The 17,951-nt window shown below is 68.8% G+C and carries 19 protein-coding genes; 17 read left to right on the forward strand and 2 right to left on the reverse strand.

The genetic code is table 11. The features are described from left to right. The first annotated feature begins 25 nt into the window (after positions 1-25). Genes ASF81_RS09875 through arsH form a run of 5 tightly spaced genes read left to right on the forward strand, consistent with a single transcriptional unit; the run spans position 26 to position 3,053 of the window. Positions 26-361 carry a helix-turn-helix transcriptional regulator gene (locus ASF81_RS09875; protein ID WP_017505590.1) on the forward strand — a complete coding sequence of 112 codons (336 nt, stop codon included), beginning with the start codon at positions 26-28 and terminating at the stop codon, positions 359-361. A 7-nt stretch (positions 362-368) separates the two neighbouring features. After that, positions 369-794, forward strand: coding sequence for an arsenate reductase (glutaredoxin) (arsC, locus tag ASF81_RS09880; RefSeq protein ID WP_055808166.1), 426 nt, complete (start codon positions 369-371; stop codon positions 792-794). Further along, positions 791-1,870, forward strand: a complete 1,080-nt coding sequence (arsB, locus tag ASF81_RS09885) for an ACR3 family arsenite efflux transporter (RefSeq protein ID WP_055808168.1) — start codon at positions 791-793, stop codon at positions 1,868-1,870. Before arsC ends, arsB begins: the two co-directional genes overlap by 4 nt. After that, positions 1,870-2,286: a GNAT family N-acetyltransferase gene (locus tag ASF81_RS09890; RefSeq protein WP_017505587.1), complete on the forward strand. Its 417-nt coding sequence runs from the start codon at positions 1,870-1,872 to the stop codon at positions 2,284-2,286. Before arsB ends, ASF81_RS09890 begins: the two co-directional genes overlap by 1 nt. Next, positions 2,286-3,053 (forward strand): arsenical resistance protein ArsH, encoded by a 768-nt coding sequence (gene arsH, locus ASF81_RS09895; RefSeq protein WP_055808170.1) that lies wholly within the window; start codon positions 2,286-2,288, stop codon positions 3,051-3,053. Before ASF81_RS09890 ends, arsH begins: the two co-directional genes overlap by 1 nt. A 12-nt stretch (positions 3,054-3,065) precedes the next feature. Here the strand turns inward: arsH and ASF81_RS09900 are convergent, their stop codons facing one another. After that, positions 3,066-3,491 carry a helix-turn-helix domain-containing protein gene (locus ASF81_RS09900; protein ID WP_017505586.1) on the reverse strand — a complete coding sequence of 142 codons (426 nt, stop codon included), beginning with the start codon at positions 3,489-3,491 and terminating at the stop codon, positions 3,066-3,068. Between the two features lie 55 nt (positions 3,492-3,546). Between ASF81_RS09900 and ASF81_RS09905 the strand changes: the two genes are divergently transcribed. From ASF81_RS09905 to ASF81_RS09950, 10 genes are all read left to right on the forward strand, one after another. Beyond that, complete coding sequence (locus ASF81_RS09905) at positions 3,547-4,224, forward strand: cation transporter (RefSeq protein WP_017505585.1); 678 nt, start codon at positions 3,547-3,549, stop codon at positions 4,222-4,224. A gap of 130 nt (positions 4,225-4,354) precedes the next feature. Beyond that, positions 4,355-4,708: a hypothetical protein gene (locus ASF81_RS09910; RefSeq protein ID WP_017505584.1), complete on the forward strand. Its 354-nt coding sequence runs from the start codon at positions 4,355-4,357 to the stop codon at positions 4,706-4,708. Positions 4,709-4,766: 58 nt separating this feature from the next. After that, a complete protein-coding gene (locus ASF81_RS09915) occupies positions 4,767-6,020 on the forward strand; it encodes a TolC family protein (RefSeq protein ID WP_055808172.1) in 1,254 nt (417 codons plus the stop codon). Then, complete coding sequence (locus ASF81_RS09920; RefSeq protein ID WP_017505582.1) at positions 6,020-7,219, forward strand: efflux RND transporter periplasmic adaptor subunit; 1,200 nt, start codon at positions 6,020-6,022, stop codon at positions 7,217-7,219. The genes ASF81_RS09915 and ASF81_RS09920 overlap by 1 nt, the downstream gene beginning before the upstream one ends. 12 nt (positions 7,220-7,231) lie before the next feature. Continuing rightward, on the forward strand, positions 7,232-10,453 hold the full coding sequence (locus ASF81_RS09925) for an efflux RND transporter permease subunit (RefSeq protein WP_017505581.1): 3,222 nt from the start codon (positions 7,232-7,234) through the stop codon (positions 10,451-10,453). Continuing rightward, positions 10,453-11,055 (forward strand): cation transporter, encoded by a 603-nt coding sequence (locus ASF81_RS09930; protein WP_017505580.1) that lies wholly within the window; start codon positions 10,453-10,455, stop codon positions 11,053-11,055. The genes ASF81_RS09925 and ASF81_RS09930 overlap by 1 nt, the downstream gene beginning before the upstream one ends. Further along, entirely contained in the window at positions 11,052-11,963 is a 912-nt protein-coding gene (locus ASF81_RS09935; RefSeq protein ID WP_055808174.1) for a cation diffusion facilitator family transporter, read from the forward strand. The genes ASF81_RS09930 and ASF81_RS09935 overlap by 4 nt, the downstream gene beginning before the upstream one ends. 82 nt (positions 11,964-12,045) lie before the next feature. Further along, entirely contained in the window at positions 12,046-12,489 is a 444-nt protein-coding gene (locus ASF81_RS09940; RefSeq protein WP_055808176.1) for a DUF305 domain-containing protein, read from the forward strand. 4 nt (positions 12,490-12,493) lie between these two features. After that, positions 12,494-12,904: a hypothetical protein gene (locus ASF81_RS09945; protein ID WP_055808177.1), complete on the forward strand. Its 411-nt coding sequence runs from the start codon at positions 12,494-12,496 to the stop codon at positions 12,902-12,904. Then, positions 12,901-14,031: an acyltransferase gene (locus ASF81_RS09950; RefSeq protein WP_055808180.1), complete on the forward strand. Its 1,131-nt coding sequence runs from the start codon at positions 12,901-12,903 to the stop codon at positions 14,029-14,031. Before ASF81_RS09945 ends, ASF81_RS09950 begins: the two co-directional genes overlap by 4 nt. 192 nt (positions 14,032-14,223) lie before the next feature. On the opposite strand, the gene ASF81_RS09955 is transcribed toward ASF81_RS09950, so the two are convergent. Beyond that, positions 14,224-15,375 carry a hypothetical protein gene (locus tag ASF81_RS09955; RefSeq protein ID WP_055808182.1) on the reverse strand — a complete coding sequence of 384 codons (1,152 nt, stop codon included), beginning with the start codon at positions 15,373-15,375 and terminating at the stop codon, positions 14,224-14,226. 294 nt (positions 15,376-15,669) lie between these two features. Between ASF81_RS09955 and ASF81_RS09960 the strand changes: the two genes are divergently transcribed. Both ASF81_RS09960 and ASF81_RS09965 read left to right on the forward strand, forming a co-directional pair. After that, positions 15,670-16,962, forward strand: coding sequence for a hypothetical protein (locus ASF81_RS09960; protein WP_055808184.1), 1,293 nt, complete (start codon positions 15,670-15,672; stop codon positions 16,960-16,962). Then, a complete protein-coding gene (locus ASF81_RS09965; protein ID WP_055808186.1) occupies positions 16,962-17,936 on the forward strand; it encodes an SEC-C domain-containing protein in 975 nt (324 codons plus the stop codon). Before ASF81_RS09960 ends, ASF81_RS09965 begins: the two co-directional genes overlap by 1 nt. Positions 17,937-17,951: the final 15 nt, after the last annotated feature.

The following is a 17,951-nucleotide window of genomic DNA, read 5'->3' on the forward strand; positions in this document are numbered from 1 at the left end:
TCCATATTTCGACTAATGCGGAACTATGGAAGCCGAAGCCTCGATTCTCGCTCTCGCTGCCCTGGCGCAGTCGACCCGGTTGGAGGCGTTTCGTCTCCTGGTCCGTCACGAACCGGAGGGCCTGCCGGCCGGTGACATCTCCAATCACCTCGCCATCCCGGCCAACACGCTTTCGTCCCATCTGGCCGTCCTAAGCCGGGCGGGGCTGATCCAGTCGGAACGTCGCAGCCGGTCGATCATCTATCGGGCCGACCTGGACCGGCTTCGCGACCTGGTCCTGTTCCTGCTCAAGGACTGCTGTGGGGGCAGGGCGGACCTGTGCGAGCCGCTGTTGGCAGACCTCGCGCCCTGTTGCTCGTGAGGACGCCATGGACATCGTAATCTATCACAACCCCGCGTGCGGGACGTCTCGCAACGCCTTGGAGCTGATCCGGCACGTCGGGATCGAGCCTCACGTAATCGAGTATCTGAAGACGCCGCCGTCGCGCGCCATGGTCGCTTGGCTGGCCGGGCGGACCGGCGCGCCGCTGCGTGACCTGCTGCGGGAGAAGGGCACGCCCTTCGCCGAGCTGGGTCTCGAGAACCCCGACCGGACGGATGAGCAACTGCTCGATGCGATCGAGGCCCATCCGATCCTGCTCAACCGTCCGATCGTCGTCGGTCCCCTGGGGGTTCGTCTCTGCCGCCCGTCGGAGGCCGTGCTGGACCTGCTGCCGATCGAGAACCTGAAGCCCTTCACCAAGGAAGACGGAGAGGTCGTCATCGACGCCGACGGCCGGCGGGTGGGACGATGACCGAAGCGCCCGCCAGGTCGCCACGCCGCCTGTCGTTCCTTGATCGCTGGCTGACGGTGTGGATTTTCGCCGCCATGGCCGTCGGCGTTCTGCTCGGAACCATGGTGCCGGGCCTGCCCGCCTGGGTCGACAGCCTCTCGGTCGGTACCACCAACATCCCGATCGCCATCGGCCTGATCCTGATGATGTACCCGCCGCTGGCCAAGGTCCGCTATGAGGCCTTGCCGCGCGTGTTCGCCGACAAGCGGGTCCTCGCGCTGTCGCTGGTCCAGAACTGGATTCTGGGTCCGGTGCTGATGTTCGCTCTAGCGGCGATCTTCCTGCGCGATCAGCCGGAATATATGACCGGCGTGATCCTGATCGGCTTGGCGCGCTGTATCGCCATGGTGCTGGTCTGGAACCAGTTGGCCCGAGGCGACAACCAGTATGTGGCCGGTCTCGTGGCCTTCAACTCGATCTTCCAGATCCTATTCTTCAGCCTCTATGCTTGGCTCTTCCTCACCGTTCTGCCGCCGCTGTTCGGCCTGCGGGGCAGTGTGGTGGACGTCAGCGTCTGGACCATCGCCGGAGCCGTGCTCGTCTATCTCGGCGTTCCGTTCGTGGCGGGCTTTTTGACGCGCCGCTGCCTGATCGCCCGCAAGGGCGCCGGTTGGTACGAGCGTCGTTTCCTGCCGCGCATCGGACCGATTACGTTGATCGCGCTGCTCTTCACCATCGTGGCCATGTTCAGCCTGAAGGGTGGAGAGGTCGTGGCCCTGCCGCTGGATGCCCTGCGCATCGCCATTCCGCTGACGATCTACTTCCTCGTCATGTTCGTCGTCAGCTTCCTGATGGGCAAGCTGATCGAGGCCGACTACCCGCGCACCACGGCGCTGGCCTTCACGGCGGCCTCCAACAATTTCGAGCTGGCCATCGCGGTCGCCATCGCGGCGTTCGGCCTGGCCTCGCCGGTCGCCTTCGCCGCTGTCATCGGCCCGCTGGTGGAGGTGCCGGTGCTGATCCTGCTGGTGTCGGTCGCCCTCTGGATGGGCCGGCGGTGGTTCCCGGAAACGGTCCCGCCGGCGGACGCCGGGTGATGGTGGTCCTCTATCTGATCGAACCGACCGACGCCGGCCTGATCGCCGCGCTGCGGGCCGAAGGCCTGCCCGCGCCCGACGCCGGCCGCTACTTCAGCGCCGATCACCACGGCGCCGTCGTCGGCTATGTCGGACTGGAAGGGGAGGGGCGCGACCTGCTGGTCCGCTCGCTGGTCGTCCTCGCCGACCGGAAAGCGCGGGGCCTGGGAGCCCGGGTGCTGGCCGCCGCCGAGATCATCGCCGGCGACATGGGCGGCGCACGCCTGCATCTGCTCACCACGGCGGCCGAGCCCTTCTTCACCCGACACGGCTACCGGGCGGCGAACCGCCAGACGGCGCCGGAGGCGATCCGACGGACCCGCGAGTTCGCTGGACTCTGCCCGGCGTCGGCAGCCTATCTGACCAAGGACCTCTGATGGCCTTCGCCCGCCTGCGCCCGCTTCCCGATCCGGATCACCTGCCGGCCTTGGACAAGGCCTATCTCTCGGCCGATCCGGCCCGCGGTCTGGGGCCGCACGACCAACCACCCCGGATCCTGCTCCTCTACGGATCGCTGCGCGAACGGTCCTACTCGAGGTTCTGCGTCGAGGAGGCGGCTCGCCTGCTGCAATGGATGGGATGCGAGACCCGCATCTTCGACCCGTCGGACCTGCCTCTTCCGGGGGCGCCGGGCGACGATGACCACCCGGCGGTGCGCGAACTGCGCGACCATGCCCTGTGGTCCGAAGGCATGGTCTGGTGCAGCCCGGAGCGGCACGGTCAGGTCTCGGGCCTGATGAAGCTGCAGATCGATCATCTGCCCCTGAGCATGGGCGGCGTGCGCCCGACCCAAGGGCGGACCCTGGCCGTCATGCAGGTCTCCGGCGGGTCGCAGAGCTTCAACGCCGTCAACACCCTGCGGCTGCTCGGCCGCTGGATGCGGATGATCACCATTCCCAACCAGTCGAGCGTGGCCAAGGCCTTCCAGGAATTCGACGACGCCGGGCGAATGAAGCCGTCCGCCTACTATGAGCGCATCGTCGATGTGATGGAGGAGCTGGTCCGTTTCACCATCCTGTCCCGGCCTCACGCCGCGCAGCTGGTCGATCGCTATTCCGAGCGCAAGGCGGTCGGAATTCCGATCGACGCAGCGACCGATCTCTCGTCGATAGCGGTTGCGCCCCAATCCCGACCAAACGCCTGAATGTCGGTCTGCTTAATGTCGGCAGTCTCGGTCCTGAAGGACTTCGATGACCTTGCAGGCTGAAACCCGGCCGCCGGCGCAGTCGGCCGTCATCCGTGAAAGTTCAGTCTGGAGCGCCTGTAACTGCCGAATCTTCTCCGTGACATCGGCCAGATGCCGTTCCGCGATGGCGTTCGCGTCACTGCAGGTGCGGTCGGGGTGATCGGCAAGGTCGAGGAGCGAGCGGATAGCGTCGAGGTCGAAGCCCAACTGGCGGGCGTGCCGGATAAAGCCGAGCCGGCGTAGTGCGGGTTCGTCGTAGAGCCGACGGTCGCTGGCGGTGCGCGGCGGCTCGGGCAGGAGCCCGGCCTGCTCATAGAAGCGGATGGTCGGCACCTTCACGCCGGTCGCGGCGGAGAGCTTGCCGATGGTCAGATGCGGAGCGGGAGTGAGCGTCATCGGCTGAAAATAGGCGCTTGATCCTCTAGTGACTAGAGGATGTAGACCAGTCTTCATGGACACGAGCGAGACCGCCTGCCGCCCGGCCGCCGGCTGCTGCGGACACGATGTGAAGTTTGACGGCTCCACGCCGGCCTATCGCCGCGTGCTGGTGGCCGTGATCGTCATCAACCTCGTCGGCTTCGTCGCGGTCTTGGCCGGCAGTCTCGCGCAGGGGTCGGCCGCGCTCGCCGCCAACGCCCTCGACTTCCTCGCCGACAGCGTGACCTACGCCGTGAGCCTTTGGGTTATCGGCCGCTCGGTGCGCCTCCGCGCCGGCGCAGCCCTCGCCAAGAGCGCCAGCCTGGTCGTGCTGGGGCTGTCGGTCCTCGGCTTCGCAGTCTGGCGGGCCATGACCGGGGCCGCGCCGGAGGGCTTCGTGATCACGGGCCTGGGTCTGTTCGGCTTCGCCGCAAACCTGGTCGCCGCCACCCTGCTGCTGCGCTTCAGGGACGGAGACGCCAATGTTCGATCGGTCTGGCTCTGTACGCGCAACGACCTGGCCCACAGCCTCGGCGTCGCCGCGGCGGGCGGTCTGGTCTGGCTGACGGGATCGCGCTGGCCGGATCTCGCCGCCGGCGCCCTGCTGGCCTTCATCTTCCTTCAATCCGCATGGTCGATCACCCGTCAGGCGCTCGTCGAGACCCGCGTGAACGCTCGCTCGTCCGCCGCCCTGCCTGGAGCGGGCGCTTGATCCGCCGGGCCCGATCCGGCGTGACCGGTCGTCGCAGCAGGGCGGGCCGGAGCGCGTTCCCGTCGCGCAAGGCCGGGGCGGCCGGAGCAGCGTATTTTGTAACAGATTGCCGATACGGGCGAACGAAAGTATGCAGCCGCCGATGACCTGGTCGATGGTGACATGGGCGAAGTTGATTCTGGCGGTGACCTTCGTCGCCGCCGCCTTCTTCGTCGCGCCCATCGCTGACGCAGCGACCTGCCAGCCCGAACCGCCCGCCGCCCACGCCCTGGTTGATCACGATCCGGCCGAAGGCGACCACACCGGCGGCAAGGACCACGGCATCTGCTCGCACGGCCATTGCCATCACACCGCCGCCGCTCGCACGGCGGTCGGCGAAGACCTGCCTCTGCAGGCCTTCGACCGGCCGCTCCACGCCTTGCCCCTGAGCGATCTCTTCGGCTCCATCGCGCCAGACGGACTGAAACGCCCTCCCAGAGCCTGACACGACGACCGCGCTTCCGCGCGGGCTCTCTCGTGTCACTCCCTCTGGAAGATGAATCATGCCTGCCTCATATCGCCGGCCGCCGCGTTTCGCGGTCGGCTGCGCGCTCGCCGCTATCGCGGCTGTGCTGGCCAGCCCCGCGTGGGCTGACCCTGCGCCTTCGTTCGCCGAGCTCCTCGCCCGGCTGGACCAGACCCCGGCCACCCTGGAAGCCGGCGCGCTTCTGGACGCCGCCGAAGCCCGGGCGCGCCAGGCGCGTGTCCGCCCCAACCCGACCCTCGCGCTCGATGCCGAGAACGCGTTCGGGAGCGGGCCCTTCTCTGGCTACGGCAATGCCGAGACCACGCTCTCGATCACTCAGGATCTTGAGCTCTGGGGTCGACGCACGGCTCGCATCAACGCGGCCCGCGCCGATGCCGGGACCGCCTCGCTCCGACGAGATCTGGCCGTGGTCGACGCCGCCGGACGGTTGGCGCTGGTCTACGCCGACGCCGAGGCGGCCGAGCGGCGCGCGACCTTGGCCGAGGAGAGCCTGAGCCTCACCCTCGCCGACGCCCGCGCGGCCTTGGTGCTGGTGGAGGAGGGGCGCGAGCCGCTTCTGCGCGGCATCCAGGGCGAGAGCGAAGCCGCCGCCGCGCGCGCCGGTCTCGACGAAGCCATCGCCGAACGGGACGCGGCCTTCGCCCGGCTCACGGCGGTGGCCATGCTCGCCGAGCCGGTGACGACCATCGACGTCAGCTTGCTGGACCTCGCGCCGGCGACCGCCCTTTCGCCGACGGACCAGACGCCGACCGTGCGCGTGGCCGAGGCTGAGCGCTCGGCCGCAGAAAGCCGCATCGCGGTCGAACGCACGCGGTCGCGACCGGACGTCAGCGCCAGCGTCGGCCTTCGCCGCTACGAGGCAGAAGACGCGACGGCGCTGACCTTCGGCCTCAGCCTGCCCCTGCCGCTGTTCGATCGGAACCGCGGCAACATCGAAGCCGCCCAGGCGGACTTCAGGGCGGCCGACGCCCGGCTGATGACCGCCCGTCAGGAAGCCCAGGCGGACCGGGCCGCAGCACAGGCGCGCCTCCGCGCCTCGGTGAGCCGCGTCAACGCCGCCGACGCCGGGGTGACCTCCGCCGAAGAAGCCTACCGCCTCTCGCGGATCGGCTTCGAGGCGGGCCGGATCTCGCAGCTCGAGCTTCGCGCGACCCGTACCGCCCTGGTCAACGCCAGAACCGCCGCCGTGGACGCCCGCCTCGCCCGGGTCCGCGCGGAAATCGATCTCGCGCGCCAGGACGGCCGCGCCCCCTTCCAAGGAGCCCAATGATGCGCAAGCGCACTTCCAACAAGACCTTGCTGATCGGCGGGGTCGCCGCCCTCGTCATCCTCGGGGCCGGGGGTCTTTACCTCGCCATGGGACGGTCGGATCCGCCCGCCGCCGAAGGCGCGGCGGCTGAAGGCGAAGCCAGTCACGCCGAAGAGGAGGGCGGTCACGCCGAAGGCGAGGCCGAAGCGCCCGAGGGCTTCGTCGCTCTCAGCGCCGCCCAGGCCCAAGCCGCCAATCTGGTCGTCGTCGGCGTCGGTCGGGGCGGGGGCGCCGAGACCCGGCTCTCCGGTCGCGTCGAACCCATGATCGACGCCCGCGCCGCCGTCGCCGCGTCTGTCGGCGGACGGGTGGAACGGGTGCTGGTGGCGCCCGGCCAGTCCGTTCGGATCGGCCAGCCCCTGGCCAGCCTCGTGAGCGGCGACGCGGCCACCTTCCGCGCCGACGCGGACGCGGCCGCGGCCCAGTCCGAAGTCGCGCGCCAGGCCTATCAGCGCAACAGCAACCTCGCCGACCAGGGCGTCGTCGCCCGGCAAGAGGTCGAGGCGTCCCGGGCGCAGCTGCTCAGCGCCGAGGCGGCGGCCCGAGCGGCCCGCGCGCGGTCGAGCGCGGCCGGATCGCCCAACGCCGCCGGACGGCTGAGCGTGAACAGCCCGATCGCCGGCGTGGTCACCAGCGTTCAGGTCGGCCCGGGCGGCTTCGTCCCGCAGGGCGGCGTGATCGCCGAGGTGACCAACCCCGCCCGCGTCGAACTCGTGTTCAATGCGCCGCCGCACCTTGCGGCGCTCGTCCGCGCGGGATCGACCTTGCGGGTCTCCAGCCCCGCGGGCGATTTCGACGCCGTCGTCACCGGCGTCGCCGCCGGGGCGGGCGCGGAAAGCGGCGCCACCGTGATCCGGGCGCGCCCGACGGGAGCGACCCTGCCGCCGGCCGGCTCCGCCGTCACCGGCGCGATCGTAACGGGTGAAGCCGCCGGCGGCCTGACCGTGCCGACGGAAGCCATCCAGACCGTCGACGGCGCCAGCGTCGTTTTCATCCAGGTCCCGAACGGCTTCCAGCTCCGTCCCGTGCTCGTCGGTCGCCAGGCCGGGGGACGCACGGAGATCCTGCGCGGCCTCGACGGGTCCGAGCGGGTCGCCGGAACCAACGCCTTCCTCCTCAAAGCCGAACTCGCCAAGGGCGAGGCCGAGCACGGCCACTAAGGGGGCGCGCGAATGTTCAAATTCATCATCGAGCTGTCGGTCAAATTCCGATGGTTCATCGTCCTGGCCACGGCGCTCGTCGCGGCCTACGGCCTCCTCGAACTGACACGGTTGCCGATCGACGCCGTGCCGGACATCACCAACCGTCAGGTGCAGGTGACCACCGTCGCCCCGGCCCTGGCCCCCGAACAGATCGAACGTCAGGTCACCTATCCGATCGAGACCGCCATGGCCGGCATCCCCGGTCTGACCTCGACCCGGTCGCTGAGCCGCAACGGCTTCAGCCAGGTGACCGTCATCTTCACCGACCAGACGGACATCTATTTCGCCCGTCAGCAGGTCGCCGAACGACTGGCGCAGGCGCGCGAGACGATGCCCGAAGGCGTCGAACCGGCGCTGGCGCCCATCACCACCGGCCTGGGCGAGGTGCTGATGTGGACGGTGGACTACAAGCCGTTCAACAGCGCCAACCTGGCCAGGCCGGGCCAGACCGGCTGGCAGGCCGGCGGCGCCTATCTGACGCCTGAAGGCGATCTCCTCACCACCCCGCAACAGCGCGCCACCTATCTGCGCACCGTGCAGGACTGGATCATCGCTCCGCAGATGCGGACGGCGCCCGGCCTGGCCGGCGTGGATACGGTCGGCGGTTATGTGAAGGAGTACGCGGTTCGTCCGGATACGGCGCGTCTGTCGGCCTACGGGCTCGGCATGGGCGACCTCATCCAGGCGCTCGACCGGGCCAACACCCAGGCCGGGGCCGGCTATGTGCAGCGTGCGGGCGAGGCCCTGACCGTTCGCACGGACGCGCTGGCCTCGACCGTCGAGGACCTCGCCCAGGCGCCTGTCGTCAATCGAAGCGGCCTTGTGGTCCGCGTCGCCGACGTCGCCACCGTCGAGGTCGGCCAGGCCCCGCGTCTGGGCGGCGCCAGCCGCGACGGACACGAAGCGGTCCTCGGCACCGCCCTGATGATCGCGGGCGGCAACAGCCGCACCGTGGCCCAAGCCGCCGGCGATCGGCTCGAGGAGGTGCAGAAGACCCTGCCGCCCGGCATCGAGGCCGTGACGGTGCTGGACCGAAGCGCCCTGGTGAACTCGACCATCGCCACGGTGGCGCGCAATCTGACCGAAGGCGCGCTCCTGGTCATCGTCGTGCTCTTCCTGCTGCTCGGCAACATCCGGGCGGCGAGCATCACGGCGTTGATGATCCCGATCAGCTTCCTGTTCGCCGTCATCGGCATGAACCGGTTCGGCATCAGCGGCAATCTGATGAGCCTCGGCGCGCTGGACTTCGGCCTGCTTGTCGACGGCGCCGTGGTCGTTGTCGAGAACACCCTGCTGATGCTCAGTCAGAAGCGCGCGGAGGCCGGGCGCATGCTGACGCGGCGCGAGCGTCTCGGCGTCGCCGCCGCGGCGGCGCGCCAGATGGTCAAGCCGGCCGCCTTCGGTCAGCTGATCATCCTGCTCGTCTTCACCCCCCTGCTGATGCTGGAAGGGGTCGAAGGCAAGACCTTCATCCCGATGGGCGCGACGGTTATGCTGGCCTTGGTCGGCGCCTTCATCTTCTCCTTCACCTTCGTGCCGGCGATGACGGCGCTCTTGGTGCGGGATCCCAAGAAGGTCGAGGTCGACGAACACGGCCATGCCCACGAGCACGAGACCTTCCTGCTGCGCCACGCGCGCCGCTGGATCGCTCCGGCCATTCGCACGGCCGTCGATCGTCCGAAGATCGTCCTGCTCTCCGCGCTCGGCGCCCTGGTCATCGGCGGCGTCACCTTCACCACCCTCGGCCGGGAGTTCATCCCGACCCTGGACGAAGGCGACATCGCCATGCAGGCGCTGCGGGTTCCGTCAGCCTCGCTCGAGCAGTCGCTCGCCATGCAGATGGCGATCGAGCGGGCGATCAAGGCCCAGCCGGAAGTGGAGACCATGTTCTCGCGGACCGGCACCGCCGAAGCGGCTGTGGACCCCATGCCGCCCAACATCTCCGACAGCGTCATCGTTCTGAAGGACCGCAAGGACTGGCCCAACCCGGGTCTGGAGAAGGAGGAGCTGATCGCCCGCTTCGAGGAAGTCGCGTCGCGGCAGATCGGCAACAACTTCGAATTCAGCCAGCCGATCGAGCTCCGCTTCAACGAGCTGATCTCGGGGGTGCGGACCGATCTGGCGGTCATGGTCTATGGCGACGACTTCGCCACCATGCAGCGGGTCGCCGACCAGGTGGCCAACGCCCTGCGCCAGACGAACGGGGCGGCCGACGTGAGGGTGGAGCAGGCGTCCGGCCTGCCGACCCTGACGATCAGCGTGGACCGGTTCGCCGCGGCCAACTACGGCCTGTCGGCGGCCGACGTCTCCGAAGCGGTTTCGGCCGCGATCGGCGGCGCCGAGGCCGGCCGCATCTTCGAGGGCGACCGGCGTTTCGACGTCGTGGTCCGTCTCCCTGACGACGCGCGCAACGATCCGGCGGCGCTGGCGGCCTTGCCGATCGTTTCATCGACCGGCGTGACCGTGCCCCTGTCCTCGGTCGCGCGCATCCAGAGCGCCGAGGGACCGAACCAGATCAGCCGCAACGACGGCAGCCGCCGCATGGTCGTCCAGGCCAATGTGCGCGGTCGCGATCTGGGCGGCTTCGTCACCGACGCCCAGAAGTCGGTGGATCAGGTTCAGCTCCCCCCGGGCGTTCGCCTGGACTGGGGCGGCCAGTTCGAGAACCTCAAGCGCGCCGAGCAGCGGCTGGGCCTGGTCATTCCGATCGTCTTCGTCCTGATCGGCGTATTGCTGTTCATGGCGCTGGGCTCCTTCGCCGAGGCGGGTCTGGTGTTCGCCTGCGTGCCGCTCGCCCTGGTGGGCGGGGCGCTGGCGCTGCTCCTGCGCGGCATGCCGTTCTCCGTCTCGGCGGCTGTCGGTTTCATCGCCGTCTCCGGCGTGGCGACGCTCAACGGCCTGGTGCTCATGCAGGCGATCCGCGAGCGGCTTCAGGCGGGATTGCCGCCCCGTGACGCGGCCATCGAGGGTGCGTCCAGCCGCCTGCGGGCGGTGCTCACTACCGCCATGGTGGCGATCGTCGGCTTCATTCCGATGGCCATCGCTCACGGCGCGGGGGCCGAGGTTCAGAAGCCGCTGGCGACCGTCGTCATCGGCGGCCTGATCACCGCCACCGCCCTGACCCTGCTGGTCCTCCCGACCTTCGCGGCCAAGGCGGTGCGTCATCGCAAGGACGAGGGGATCGAAGACTGATGGCCCGGCCCCAGGATGACCGTCAGCAGCGCCGGACGCTGCTGACGGTTCTCGGCCTCAACGCCGGCCTGGCGGCGGCGCTCGGGATCGGCGGCGTGTCCGCCGATTCCAGCGCCTTGCTGGCCAATGCGCTGGATAACGCCTCGGACGCGGCGGTCTATCTGATCAGCTTTTTGGCCATCGGTCGGGCAGGGACCTGGAAACGGGGCGCCGCAAGGGCGTCGGGGATCATGTTGCTGGTCTTCGCCGTCGGCGTCCTCGTCGACGCCGTGCGCCGGGTGATCACCGGAACCGAGCCGATCGGTCCGACCATGATGGCGCTCGCCCTGGTCGCCGCCGTCGTCAACCTGATCTGCCTGCAGCTCATCCGCCGCCAGCACAGCGGCGACGTCAACATGAAGGCGGCCGAGACCTTCAGCTTCAACGACTTCGCGTCCAACGGCGGCATCCTCGTCGCCGGCGGTCTGGTCCTCTGGCTCGACCAGGCCTGGCCCGACCTCGTCGTCGGCGTTCTCGTCGCGGCGATCGCGATCAAGGGCGGCGTCGAGATTCTCCGCGACGCCAACGCCGCCTCCGACCACCCACAGGAACGCGCTTCATGACCAACCACGACCATTCCAACGGGCACGCTCACGACCACACCGCCGGGGCCAACGCCCGGCAGCTCACCATCGCCCTGGCGCTGACCGGGACCTTCCTGATCGTTGAGGTCATCGGCGGCCTGGTGTTCAACAGCCTCGCCCTGCTGTCGGACGCCGCGCATATGTTCACCGACGCGGCGGCCCTCGCCATCGCGCTGTTGGCGATCAAGATCGGCCAGCGGCCGGCGGATGAGAAACGCACCTTCGGCTACAGGCGGTTCGAGATCCTGGCGGCGGCGTTCAACGCCGTGCTGCTCTTCGTCGTCGCCGGTTACGTCCTCTACGAGGGGATCAAGCGCATTCTGGATCCCGAGCCCGTCGGCTCGATCGGCATGCTGATCGTCGCCGCCGCCGGCCTGGTGATCAATCTGATCTCCATGCGCATCCTGTCGAGCGGCAAGGATCGCAGCCTCAACGTCAAGGGCGCCTATCTCGAGGTCTGGGCGGACATGCTCGGCTCGCTCGGCGTCCTCGTCGCCGCCGTCGTCATCACCGTGACGGACTGGCGCTGGGTCGATCCGATCGTCGCGATCGCCATCGGCCTGTGGGTCCTGCCCCGCACCTGGATCCTGCTGCGCGACACCACCCACATTCTGCTGGAGGGCGCCCCGCGCGGCGTGGCCCTGTCGGACGTGCGGGTCGCCATCCTCGCCACCCCCGGGGTCGCCAGCCTTCACGACCTCCACGTCTGGGTTTCGGGCGCGGATCAGGCGAGCTGCACGGTTCACGTCGTGCTGTCGGAGGGCGCCGACGCCGATGCTGTCCGACAGGCCGTCGGCGACATGCTCGAAGAGCGCTTCGACCTGCATCACACGACCGTCCAGACCGAGCTCGAGCCCTGCGGTGACGCCGGAGGTCTGCACGTATGACCCGAAGCGACGACCCAGCCCGGTCCGCCGCCATGAGGGGCGACGAGATCCAAACCCTTTTTCAAACTCAAAGGAAAACGCCATGAAGCGCACCGGTTGGATCTCGGTGATCGCGGTCTTCCTCGCCGTCGCCGCCTTCGCCTTCGGCATTCTGTCCCGTCGAGGCGCCCCCGACGCCTCCGCCCCGCCGCCGGTCGAGGCGCGAGCGATTGATGGGCACGCCGGCCACGAGGGCGCGCCCTCGGATACGCCGTCGACCCGCGCCTATCGGGAGGCCGCCGACCGCATGCACCAGGCAATGAACATCGACTACTCCGGCGACGCCGACATCGACTTCCTGCGCGGCATGATCGCCCACCACGAAGGCGCGATCGCCATGGCCAGGATCGCCGTGGAGGAGGGCGAGGCGGATGACGTGCGCGGCCTGGCGCAGGAGATCATCCGCGCCCAGGAAGCCGAAATTTTGCGGATGCGGATCATGCTGGCGCGGCACGAGGACGCGCCCGCCGATCCTGCACGGCCCTGACCTCATGGCCGGCAAGCGCTTCACGGTCCGCAGCCGCAGCATCCGCTGGCGCGAAGGGCGCTACAAGGGCCGCCGCGGCTCGAGCCCGCGCCCGCCGCCGAAACCCCGGCCGGTGCTCGATGTCGTGATCGCCGTCGGCGCCAGCCTGATCGCGGCCTTCGTCGTCCTGTGCATGGCCTTCTCCCTGCTCGGCGCATACGGAACGCCGCTCTACATCGGCTATGGCGTGATGATGAGCCTGGTGACGGGCGGCTGTCTGGTGTTCGGTCCCCGCGACCGGGCCGGATTGATGATCGCCGGCGGGCTCGGCGTGCTTTGCGTCGCCGGAACCCTCATCCTGTACGGGGTGCGGGCGGACGTGCACTACCATCCTCACGCCAACGAACGCCCCGCCGCCACAGGGAAGCGCGAATGACGATCAGCTCCGGTGTGGAAGGTCAGGCCCGCCACCCCGCGCGCATCGCACGCGGCGGCTGGCTGGACGTGCTGCGGTTCGCCGCCGGATCGCTGATCATCCTCTACCACTTCCGGGAAGCGGCCCCGCTGCCGCTCGGACAGATCCATCCGGTGTTCGACCGGGGGTTCCTGCTCACCGACTTCTTCATCATCGACTCCGGCTATGTGCTAGCCCGGATCTACGGCGAGCGCCTGGCCTCGGGCGGGATGGACGTCAGGACCTACGCCCGGCAGCGGCTGCTGCGCGTGTTCCCGGCCCATCTGGCCGTGATCGCCGGTCTCGCGGCCCTCGTCGCGGCCGCCGCGTTGGCCGGAGTCCGACCGAGCAATCCCCAATGGTTCGACTGGAGCCAGTTGCCCGCCCAGGCCTTGCTCGTGCAGGCCTATGGCGTGCCGGGCGGTGTCGGCTGGAACGCGCCGACCTGGACGCTGTCGGCCCTGATCGGCTGCTATCTGCTCCTGCCATGGATCTGCCGGGCGCTCTGGCGCCGGCCCTGGACCGTGGCCGCGGTCGCGGTCGCCCTGCTTTTCGCCGCCGACGCCGCCAGCCGCGTCTGGCTGGGTGACCCCGTCTATCGCCTTCCGCTGCGGTTCGGGTTCCTCCGCGCCTTTCCGCTCTTCCTGCTGGGCGTGGCCGCCGCCGTGGTCGGCGCGCGCCTCTACGTGCGCCCAGCGGTGGCGGGCGCCATGGGGCTGGGCGCCTTCGGTGCGCTGGCGCTCCTGCAGTCGGCGGGGCACTTCGGTCTGGCCTCCCTTTTTCTGATGACCCTCATCATCTGGGCGGCCGGAGCCTTGCCCGTGGTGCGCCCGTCGCGCCTGATCGAACATCTCGGCCTGATGTCGTTCGCGATGTTCCTCACGAATGAGGTGACCCGCATCGTCTGGTTCGGTGCTTTCGACGCCGTCGGTCAGTCGGACTGGTCCGTCGGGATGCGGTGGAGCGTCTGGGCCGCGGGTCTGGCGGTGGCGTTCATGGGGGCGGCGGCGTTCCGCTATGGGTTCGACCGGCCGGTCCAGGCCTGGCTGAACCCGCCGAGGCCCGCGACGCCAGCGCCGGGGGTCAGCGCGGATCGGCCGGTGGCCTGACGCGGCTGCGGACCTCGGCGCCGTTGTGCCGACCCCAGACGCCAAGCGAGCTGGCGGCGATCGGCGGCAAGGGTTGGTAGGGTTCGCATCCGGTGGCTTCCGTGCCCAGCGACCTGCCTACATGCCGGGCACGCTCAGCGCCCCCGAGCCTGGCCGCGTCGCTGTCGACGGCGGCCAGGCTTTGTCGATCGATCAGGCGGCTTCGCTCTCGCCAGCCTCAAGTGTAGCCGCGGCCGTGGAAACGAAACCCTCAAACCGCGCGGGGTCTGCCAGTGCCTCACGCAACTGGCCGCCCCAGTCTGGATGGCGCTTCAACCACTGGGCCCAGGCCTGGTCCGAGACGCCGTGGTGAGCGGCCAGATAGTGTCCGATCATCGCCGGCGCCTGAGCCGCCACGAAGGTGGCGTTCAGTCGGTGAATGACGCTGAACATCCGATAACCGTGGGCGAAGGCCCGAACCCGCCCCTCCAGGGCGAAGCCGCGTAGAAGCTCGAGCATGGCCCCGGACGGCGTGACGTACTCCGGCGCGTGCTGGGCGCGGATGGCTTCGGCGACCTTGACCGTGTCGTCGACGCCGAGAGCGAGCAGGGCCTCGTGGATCGTGCGCGTGACGCGCCCGTCGGTGTAATCGTCGGACTCGAAGTCATTCACCTGGGCGGCGTACTCCACGTCGAGGACGGCCTGCCGGGCAAGCTCGTCCGGAAGTCCGACCGGCGCCAGAACCCGGATCGCGGGTCCGCGCTGGCGATCATCGATCACTTCAAGCACGCCCGCCTCTGTGAGCACGGCGAGCTCCCGTGCAAATCGAGGATGTTTCGCCTCGCTCCGAAAGACCGACGCGATATCGCCGGGATAGTCCAGGGCCAGCGTCTCAGGGTCCAGAGTGGGGGTCCGCTGATGTCCGCCGTGGATGTTCATGAGCACGCCGCAGACCATGGCCTGCCGCAGCCTTTGGCCGGCGCCGGAGCCCGGGCGGATCAGCGGTGTCTGGGTACGGTGCAGAACCTCGGTCGCGAACACATACGGCATGACGTCCCGGAAGAAGTTCGGCGGTATGCCGTCGCCGGGCGGATCCTCGGCGTCCGGGTCGGGATTCCAGGCTTCAGCGAGCGGACCGCGACAGGCTGGCGGCAGCGCCGCCAGAAGTCGTCTGCGGTAGGCGTCGCCGTCTTGCGAGCGACTGCCGGTGCGGAGATTGGCCTGGAGGTCATGCCAGTCCTGAAATCCGCCGGCGTTCGCAACCGCGGTCTGACACCGGTGCAGCGGAACATGAAAGCCGCTGTCGTCGAACAACCGCTTGAGCTCTTTGGCGCGAACCTTCGCGCCGTCGAGGGTGGAGTACATTTGATCCTTCTCTCCCGGCCAGATCGAAACTGCTGCTCGTCTCTCGCGGCCGACAGGAGGATGCGGTCGTGAAAGGGTGGGGTGCGTCTCGTTGGACCAAGGGTCCTTCGCCAGGGCAGCGGCCACGCCGACGTTGACGGCGTTGGAGGAAAGCTACGCCGACGCCGCGGAAAAGCAAGCGCTGCTGTTGGTCCGTCCACCTGCGCCGGATCGAATGGTCGAGGATTTGGCTCTGCGTCTTTGGGACAGAGCTCATCGGTTTCGGCAGGCGTCCGGAACGACTACCGTCGTCTCATGCTGGACTTCCGGAAACCGCAGGCGTTCTCGGGCCGCCTCTCAAGGGGCGGTGACCATCATGATGTGGCGTTCAAACTCACCCTGACCCCGTCCGGATCGCTCGTCTTCGACTTCGAGGAACTGCCCTTCAGCAGGGCGACGGCCTGGCTGCGCGGCCCCGACGACCACGGTGAGACGGTGTCCTACTACAGCCTCGTCGCGCGGTCGGGCGAGGTGACGCTGACGACGGATCATCTGCACCTCAACGCGCCTGTCCATGACGATCAGGAGGGTTCTTATCTTGTCTTGAAGGGTCAGGCTCAGCTGGCGACCCTGACAGCCGAGCGCAAGGATGAAGAGCCGTTCCTGCGCATGGGACTGCGGGCGTTTCAGGGCTTCGGCCGGCATCAGGTCGAGACGGCCCTCGGAACGATCTATGTCGGCGGCGGCCCTGCCAAGCCCGTCGACGACACGATTTCGGGATTCATGACCCTGGTCGCGCCGTCCGCCGTCGCAGACCTGTCGGCTTGGCGGGCGGAGGCCGGGCGGCTGCTGGAGTACCTCAGGCTCATGACGAGCTTCGCGACCGGCCGGAACCTCAAGGGCCCGATCCTGGAGTACGCGAGCGGCACGAAGTGGGCGCTCGAAGTCCTCGAGCAGGCCGGCGGGGGCGACACCCATCAGCCCGTCATCCATTTCCTCAACCAGCAGGCCTTCGTCCACGCGGCCGTCGACGCCTGGTTTGAACCAGTATTCAAGGTCGAGCAGCTGATGTTCGCCCTCGAGTGGTATGTGATGGCCGCAGGGTACACGGAGATGCGGCTGGTTCAGGCCATGACCGTTCTCGAGAACCTGAGCCACGCCAACCTGACCTCTCGCCAGAGCCATTTTCTCTCGCCGACGCAGTTCAAACGGCTCTCGACCGCCATGCGGGCGGCGGCGCCGGTCGCTCAAGGCGATCCTGACCTTGAAGCGCTGTTGACGGCCCTGCCGGGCAAGATGGCGGACCTGAATCGCCGGCCGCTGAAAGACAAGGTCAGACTGCTTATGAAGCAGTGGAACGTCCCGGTCGCCGATCTCGATCTCGAGGCGCTGGATCGTGCGGTGAACGTCCGAAACGAGATCGTGCACCGCGGCCACTATCGCGCCGACGAGCCGCGATCCTCGGCAGGATCGGGCCTCTGGCCTCACGTGCAGTTCGTCCGGGAGATCATCGCCCGGATCGTGTTCGCGATGATCGCTTATGACGGCCAGCGGATCGGCTGGATCGGCGGCTATCATCTGACGACCTATCCGCCGTCGGAGGTCTGATGGCGTCCCGGCGTTGGGTCGTTCCGCCCCAGGATCAATGGGATTTCCCCTGGACGCGCGGCGACCGCTGTCCCTGCGAAAGCGGGAAGCCGTTCGGCGACTGTTGTCTGAGCGCCGACGGGCGGCCCCATCTGAAGCTGGGTACGATCCATCCGACGCCGCCGGCCACCGGCTATGCCCACCCCAGATGCTATCTCAACCGGTCCTGCGACTGCTCGCGCGCCATCAGCAGGGAGCATTACATCAGCCGGGGCCTGATCAGCCGGCCGGGCCTCAAGGTCAGGGGCATGCCGTGGCAGGCGGAGCCGGTCATGGCGACGTCCGCCGACGCCCTGACATCCAAGATCCTTTGTCAGCGCCATAACTCCGCGCTCTCGCCCCTGGACGCCCATGCCCAGCGGGCTTTCCTGGCTTTGGAGGCCGCGCAGATGCATGCCACCAAGTCGTCCCTGTCGCGCAAGCGGTTTTCGACCCTCATCTCCGGCGAGGCGCTCGAACTCTGGGCGATGAAGGCCCTGGCCGGTCTCTATGCGACGGGCATGGACTTCAAGGTCGGGCCCTACCGATTCCGCGACTATCCGCCGCCGATGGCGAACATCGCCGACGCCCTGACGGCGACTCCGCCCCGAAGCCTCATGCGTCTGGAGGTGCCGACGGATCCGGACGCGCACGAGGCGTCCCTCGGCCGCTCGGCCGTCTCGACCCTTCCGGTCATCGACGAGGATCAGGGTCGGCTGGTCGCGGTGATCTTCCGCCTGCAAGGTCTGGGATTGAAGTTCCACCTCGACGAGGGTGCGCCGACGCCATCCGACGCGGTGCTCAGACCCCACATGATCGATGTGGTGGGGCCGGACCGGAGCAGCCGGATCTACGTCAGCTGGGGCGACGCCAAGCCCGGTCAAATCGTCTTCCTCAAGCTGAAGTCCGCGACGCCGCGTCAGAAGGACGCCTGGCGCGCCTCGCATAAGGGCTAAGGGCTCCGCCCTCGC

It is taken from the genome of Brevundimonas sp. Leaf168 (assembly GCF_001423685.1).
Classification (GTDB): domain Bacteria; phylum Pseudomonadota; class Alphaproteobacteria; order Caulobacterales; family Caulobacteraceae; genus Brevundimonas; species Brevundimonas vesicularis_C.

What these genes read in the sequence shown, in the direction of transcription:
- ASF81_RS09875 (WP_017505590.1), top strand. Translation starts at nt 26, where the DNA reads ATGGAAGCCGAAGCCTCGATTCTCGCTCTCGCTGCCCTGGCGCAGTCG.
- arsC (WP_055808166.1), top strand. Translation starts at nt 369, where the DNA reads ATGGACATCGTAATCTATCACAACCCCGCGTGCGGGACGTCTCGCAAC.
- arsB (WP_055808168.1), top strand. Translation starts at nt 791, where the DNA reads ATGACCGAAGCGCCCGCCAGGTCGCCACGCCGCCTGTCGTTCCTTGAT.
- ASF81_RS09890 (WP_017505587.1), top strand. Translation starts at nt 1,870, where the DNA reads ATGGTGGTCCTCTATCTGATCGAACCGACCGACGCCGGCCTGATCGCC.
- arsH (WP_055808170.1), top strand. Translation starts at nt 2,286, where the DNA reads ATGGCCTTCGCCCGCCTGCGCCCGCTTCCCGATCCGGATCACCTGCCG.
- ASF81_RS09900 (WP_017505586.1), bottom strand. Translation starts at nt 3,491, where the DNA reads ATGACGCTCACTCCCGCTCCGCATCTGACCATCGGCAAGCTCTCCGCC.
- ASF81_RS09905 (WP_017505585.1), top strand. Translation starts at nt 3,547, where the DNA reads ATGGACACGAGCGAGACCGCCTGCCGCCCGGCCGCCGGCTGCTGCGGA.
- ASF81_RS09910 (WP_017505584.1), top strand. Translation starts at nt 4,355, where the DNA reads ATGCAGCCGCCGATGACCTGGTCGATGGTGACATGGGCGAAGTTGATT.
- ASF81_RS09915 (WP_055808172.1), top strand. Translation starts at nt 4,767, where the DNA reads ATGCCTGCCTCATATCGCCGGCCGCCGCGTTTCGCGGTCGGCTGCGCG.
- ASF81_RS09920 (WP_017505582.1), top strand. Translation starts at nt 6,020, where the DNA reads ATGCGCAAGCGCACTTCCAACAAGACCTTGCTGATCGGCGGGGTCGCC.
- ASF81_RS09925 (WP_017505581.1), top strand. Translation starts at nt 7,232, where the DNA reads ATGTTCAAATTCATCATCGAGCTGTCGGTCAAATTCCGATGGTTCATC.
- ASF81_RS09930 (WP_017505580.1), top strand. Translation starts at nt 10,453, where the DNA reads ATGGCCCGGCCCCAGGATGACCGTCAGCAGCGCCGGACGCTGCTGACG.
- ASF81_RS09935 (WP_055808174.1), top strand. Translation starts at nt 11,052, where the DNA reads ATGACCAACCACGACCATTCCAACGGGCACGCTCACGACCACACCGCC.
- ASF81_RS09940 (WP_055808176.1), top strand. Translation starts at nt 12,046, where the DNA reads ATGAAGCGCACCGGTTGGATCTCGGTGATCGCGGTCTTCCTCGCCGTC.
- ASF81_RS09945 (WP_055808177.1), top strand. Translation starts at nt 12,494, where the DNA reads ATGGCCGGCAAGCGCTTCACGGTCCGCAGCCGCAGCATCCGCTGGCGC.
- ASF81_RS09950 (WP_055808180.1), top strand. Translation starts at nt 12,901, where the DNA reads ATGACGATCAGCTCCGGTGTGGAAGGTCAGGCCCGCCACCCCGCGCGC.
- ASF81_RS09955 (WP_055808182.1), bottom strand. Translation starts at nt 15,375, where the DNA reads ATGTACTCCACCCTCGACGGCGCGAAGGTTCGCGCCAAAGAGCTCAAG.
- ASF81_RS09960 (WP_055808184.1), top strand. Translation starts at nt 15,670, where the DNA reads ATGCTGGACTTCCGGAAACCGCAGGCGTTCTCGGGCCGCCTCTCAAGG.
- ASF81_RS09965 (WP_055808186.1), top strand. Translation starts at nt 16,962, where the DNA reads ATGGCGTCCCGGCGTTGGGTCGTTCCGCCCCAGGATCAATGGGATTTC.